General features: G+C 53.5%; 4 protein-coding genes. 3 read left to right on the top strand and 1 reads right to left on the bottom strand.

The features are described 5' to 3' along the window. Window positions 1-7: 7 nt before the first annotated feature. Window positions 8-184, bottom strand: a complete 177-nt coding sequence (locus GXX57_07345; protein ID HHV44467.1) for a hypothetical protein — start codon at window positions 182-184, stop codon at window positions 8-10. Window positions 185-419: 235 nt separating this feature from the next. On the opposite strand from GXX57_07345, the gene GXX57_07340 reads away from it, so the two are divergent. From GXX57_07340 to GXX57_07330, 3 genes are all read left to right on the top strand, one after another. Next, window positions 420-1,886, top strand: coding sequence for a methyl-accepting chemotaxis protein (locus tag GXX57_07340; protein ID HHV44466.1), 1,467 nt, complete (start codon window positions 420-422; stop codon window positions 1,884-1,886). Window positions 1,887-2,051: 165 nt separating this feature from the next. After that, on the top strand, window positions 2,052-2,543 hold the full coding sequence (locus tag GXX57_07335) for a chemotaxis protein CheW (protein HHV44465.1): 492 nt from the start codon (window positions 2,052-2,054) through the stop codon (window positions 2,541-2,543). A gap of 21 nt (window positions 2,544-2,564) precedes the next feature. Then, entirely contained in the window at window positions 2,565-4,154 is a 1,590-nt protein-coding gene (locus GXX57_07330) for a methyl-accepting chemotaxis protein (protein ID HHV44464.1), read from the top strand. Window positions 4,155-4,554: the final 400 nt, after the last annotated feature.

Genomic DNA, 4,554 nt, shown 5'->3' with positions numbered 1-4,554 from the left:
TATCCACCTACCTTTCTTTTGTTGTATCATAATCCATCTGTGCACCAGTGGTGACAGGAGCAGGTTCCCTATCCCGCAAAAAGAAGAATTCTTCACCCGCATCGCTAACGACCGCACGGACACCGCCCAAACCCTTGACAAGCCCTTTAGGAGTGGTAAAATAAGGATGAGTTAACCATGTCATTGTTCAATCTACTTCAGATACTGGATAGACCAGTGCCTTCCGCATGATCCTGTCTTTTTCCGCCCTTGTATCCCTAGTTTTAGACCGCCATCCAATCTAAATTAGGAGAGGGGTAGACCCATTGTTCAAGTGGTTTCGGAACACCAAAATAGGGATCAAACTGGTCATCGCTCTATCCACAAGTATCTTAGGATTTGCAATATTCGCCATCGTGAGCTTATCCAGGATGTACAATATGCGGGAGATCGTTGAAGACCTGCAGCGGCAGAACGAGATGGCAAACATGCTTTCCAGTCTGCAAAACAATTTGGTGATGCTGGCATCCACCGTGGATCTCTTGTCTAGCGAAAGCGAGGTAAACCATGCCATCCTGATCTGCGAAGGAGACTTGCAACTATTGGATGAAAAAATGGCCGAAGAAACCGACCAAGAACTAAGGAATCAATGGGCCACCTTCAATGAACGCTGGATCCAGATCAAGCAGGACATCGACTACACGATGCAAAACCTGGCCGATGCCAGGACCCGGGGCGACTATTACGATCTTGATGTTTACCAAAACCTTAACGAATTCCGGGTCAAGCACGGGCAGCTCATTGAAACCTTGGAACAGGTGGTAAGGACCAGCATGGCCCTGGCCCGTTCCAGACATGCTAGAGCCAATGAGCAGTTTTCTCGGATGCTACAACAGATGGGTATTCTTGTTGCCGCGATCCTCGTCGCCGTGCTTGTCCTGGGATATACCGTCTTCCTCAGCATTTCTCGCCCCTTAAGACGACTGCATGAAGCCGCCACCGTAGCCGCCGAGGGCGATCTTACCGTCAAAGCGACCATAGATGGTGAAGATGAAGTGGGACTGGTGGGTCGAGCCTTCAACCAGATGATCAACTCCCTGCGGAGCCTCGTCCATCAAATTGAGGGTGTAGCCGCTAACCTAAGCAGTTCCAGCCAAGAGTTGGCCAGCACAGCGATGGAAAACGGTAGCTCTGTGCAGGAGATGGCGGCAAACATCAGTCAATTTGCCGCGGCGATCCAACAGGTTAGCGCCAATACAGAGAAGATGTACGAATCTGCCCGGCTAGTCAATGAAGACGCCTCCGCGGGCAAGGACCAGATCATCCAGACGGTAGAACAGATTCGCGCCATCGAGGCCCATGTGATTGATCTGGCAGCAGCAGTAAAGCAGTTGGGTGAAAACTCCGAGCGCATCGGAAAGATCACCGATACCATCACCGAAATCGCCGAGCAGACCAATCTCTTGGCGCTGAATGCTGCCATTGAAGCCGCCAGGGCAGGGGAGCATGGTCGGGGCTTTGCCGTTGTGGCCGATGAAGTAAGGAAACTAGCAGAACAGAGTGCTGCAGCCGCGACCGATATCGGCCGGCTGGTCCAACAGACTACCCAGGCCACCAGAAATACGGTGGAAAAGGCCGAGGAAGGAGCCCAGCAAGTACGGGAAGGGGCCCAAGTGGTGGAGACCACCAGTCAGGCTTTCAACAATATCATTGTGGCCATAAACAATTTGAGCAAGGAAATCCAGGAGATCCACTCAGCAACCCAGCAGCTAAGCTCGGGAAGCCAGCAGATCGCCGCGGCCAGCCAGCAACAGTCAGCACAGATTCAGCAGATCGCCACCGCGGCGGAAACCTTGGCCAACCTAGGCCAGGACCTGAACGAGACAGTCCACCGTTTCAAATTCTAACCTATCCCCAGTGTGGGCCAACGGCCCACACTTTTTTCATTTCCCTTAACATTCCATCACTTTATACCGATACATATTAGTAAGGCGGACAGGACCGATTTCCCGTGCGGAACCGAACAAAGACATGGCTAACTCACCGACAGCGGTTTCGAAGGAGGGAAAGTCTTGCCAAAGGAGTCTAGTAAGAAAGTAGACGAACAGCAATATGTAGTGTTCTCCCTGCGGGGACAAGAATTCGCCATAGACATCCTCAAGGTCAGGGAGATTATCCGGCTGGTACAACCGACCAAGCTTCCCAAGGCCCCTGATTTCATCGAAGGGATCATCAATGTGCGGGGTGAGATTATTCCGGTCATTAGTCTGCGGAAGCGCTTTGGGTTGACAGAACAGGAAGACGAGGCCACGCGGATCATGATCGTGGAGCTCGACGAAATCCACCTCACCGGCCTCATCGTCGATGAAGTCTCGGAGGTTTTGCGCCTGCCCACCACCGCCATCGAGCCGCCACCCCAGGGCATCGATGGAATCCGGGCAGAATTCATCGAGGGCATTGGGAAGATTGATGACCGACTGCTGGTCATTCTGCGCCTCGGGAAACTGTTGAACTCTGCCGAGAAACTCGCCTTGGAAGCGGTCATACCGCGGAAGACAGACTAAACTTTGCTTAGGAGGCTGTCTATGTCTTTTCTTGACGATCTACCAGTATGGGGTAAGCTTTACTTGATCATAGGGGTCTTCGTCATCGGGATGGTCCTGATGACCACGGTGGCGGGGTTGAACCTGAATGACATGGGCACTACGCTGACCACCATCCATGACAATGACAACATCGTGGTCATTCTCCTTGAGTTAAAGCAGGCCTTGCAGCAGGCTCGCCAAACCCAGATCACCGCCCTGGTTCCCCAGTATCAGCCACAGATAGGGGAACTGTATGCGCGTTTTGAGCAAAACATGACCCGGCTGAAGAACGGCCTCAATGAGTTCTTGACGATCCCGGCCATCAACCATGACGAGACTGAACTGCGTAGCACCTTCCGCTTTGCCATAACAGAGTACGATCAAAAGATGACAACGGTCTGGGGTTTGATCGGTCAACCCAACAAGATAGATGAACTGTTCGCACTCCTTACGGAAACTAGGAACCTGGCTAACACAGCGGAACAGGCCTTAACGAGTCTTCTGACACTCCGTCAAGAACATAATAACAGACTCTACAACGATGCCATCGGCGAAAAGAATGCCGGGGTGCAGTTGTTGATCTTCCTGGCCGCCTGTTCCGTAGGCATCGGATTCCTGATATCCCATTATATCGTCCACAACATGGCCACCAGGCTACGTCACCTGGCCACGGCCACGGAAGAATTGGCCACTGGGCATCTCGGAGGCGAGGATGGAGTTGTCTCGGGCAAAGATGAAATTGGTCATGTGGCCCACGCCTTTGAAGTGATGAGGGCGAACCTGCGCGATCTGGTGAGTCAGGTGTTCCAAGTGGCCCAAGAGATCTCCGGCAGCAGTCATCAGCTGGCGGCGTCCGCCCAGGAGACCAGTGGGGCTGCCAATCAGTCAGCTTCCGCCGCACAACAATTCGCGTCCAACAGTGTACAGATGTCTACCAGTGCCCAATCGGTGGCGGTAGCGGCGAAACAAAGCCTGGACAGCTCCCAGGGAGCCCAGCGGGAGATGGAACAGGCGGTGAATCTCATGCACCGGATCCAGGATGCCGCGCGTCGCTCTGCCCATTCGGTGGATGATCTTGCCACCAACGCGGACCGGATCAACGAGATTACCGTACTGATCAGAAAGATTGCCGATCAGACCAACCTGTTGGCCCTGAACGCGGCCATTGAGGCGGCCAGGGCCGGTGAACACGGCCGGGGTTTTGCGGTAGTGGCCGATGAAGTGGCCAAACTAGCCAGACAAGCCCGTCAGTCGGCAGAAGAGATCGCCGCCCTCTTACAGTCCATCCTGGCCCAAGCCCGCAGTGCCTCCGATGATTCCAAGGACGCGGCGGAAAGGTTGATGGAAGGGCTCAGGACTGTGCAAAAGATCAATCGGCTCTTTGCTGACGTGGCTGCCGCCAGTGAAGAGGCCACGCGAGCCATTGAGGATATCTCCAGTGCGGCCCAGGAGATTGCCGCAGGAAGTCAGCAGATTGCGGTATCTGCCCAAAGGCAGTCTGGTGCCATCGAACAGATCAGCAATCTGTCCCAGAGCTTGGCCACTCTAGGAGAACAACTGCGCAATGTGGTAGGTTGGTTCAATCTCTGAGCAAACAGTCAGCCTTGTAAGAAGGGACCCGTCTGCTTGCAGTTTATGGAAAGTAATAATTGTAGACAACGACAAAACGGGGCAAGGAAGATGTATTCCGGAGCCCCGTTTTTATCCATGCTAGTGATATCTGTCAGGTAACGTCTGGTGATTCGGAATGGGAAGAAAAAAAGCACGTGGGTCAAACCCCGTGCATCCTAAGCACCCTTTAGAAAGCTTTCTGTGATTAGACAAAAAAATGGCAGGGGAGACAGGACTCGAACCCGCAGCCCCCGGTTTTGGAGACCCCCTCCCGCCCACGTCAGCCGCTCGCCTCCCGACCCCTTGATTTAAGCGGCTTCCGGGCAATGGAAGGATTTACCTTCATGCTTCGGCCGTTACCTTTTCCTGTATCACAGTG

This window comes from Bacillota bacterium (assembly GCA_012839765.1).
Taxonomy (GTDB): domain Bacteria; phylum Bacillota; class Limnochordia; order DUMW01; family DUMW01; genus DUMW01.
Note: the sequence above shows the minus strand (reverse complement) of the source record. Positions and strands in the feature narration are given on the sequence as shown.

Excerpts from the sequence above, each read along its gene's own strand:
- GXX57_07330 (HHV44464.1), top strand. The coding sequence starts at position 2,565 with ATGTCTTTTCTTGACGATCTACCAGTATGGGGTAAGCTTTACTTGATC.
- GXX57_07340 (HHV44466.1), top strand. The coding sequence starts at position 420 with ATGCGGGAGATCGTTGAAGACCTGCAGCGGCAGAACGAGATGGCAAAC.
- GXX57_07345 (HHV44467.1), bottom strand. The coding sequence starts at position 184 with ATGACATGGTTAACTCATCCTTATTTTACCACTCCTAAAGGGCTTGTC.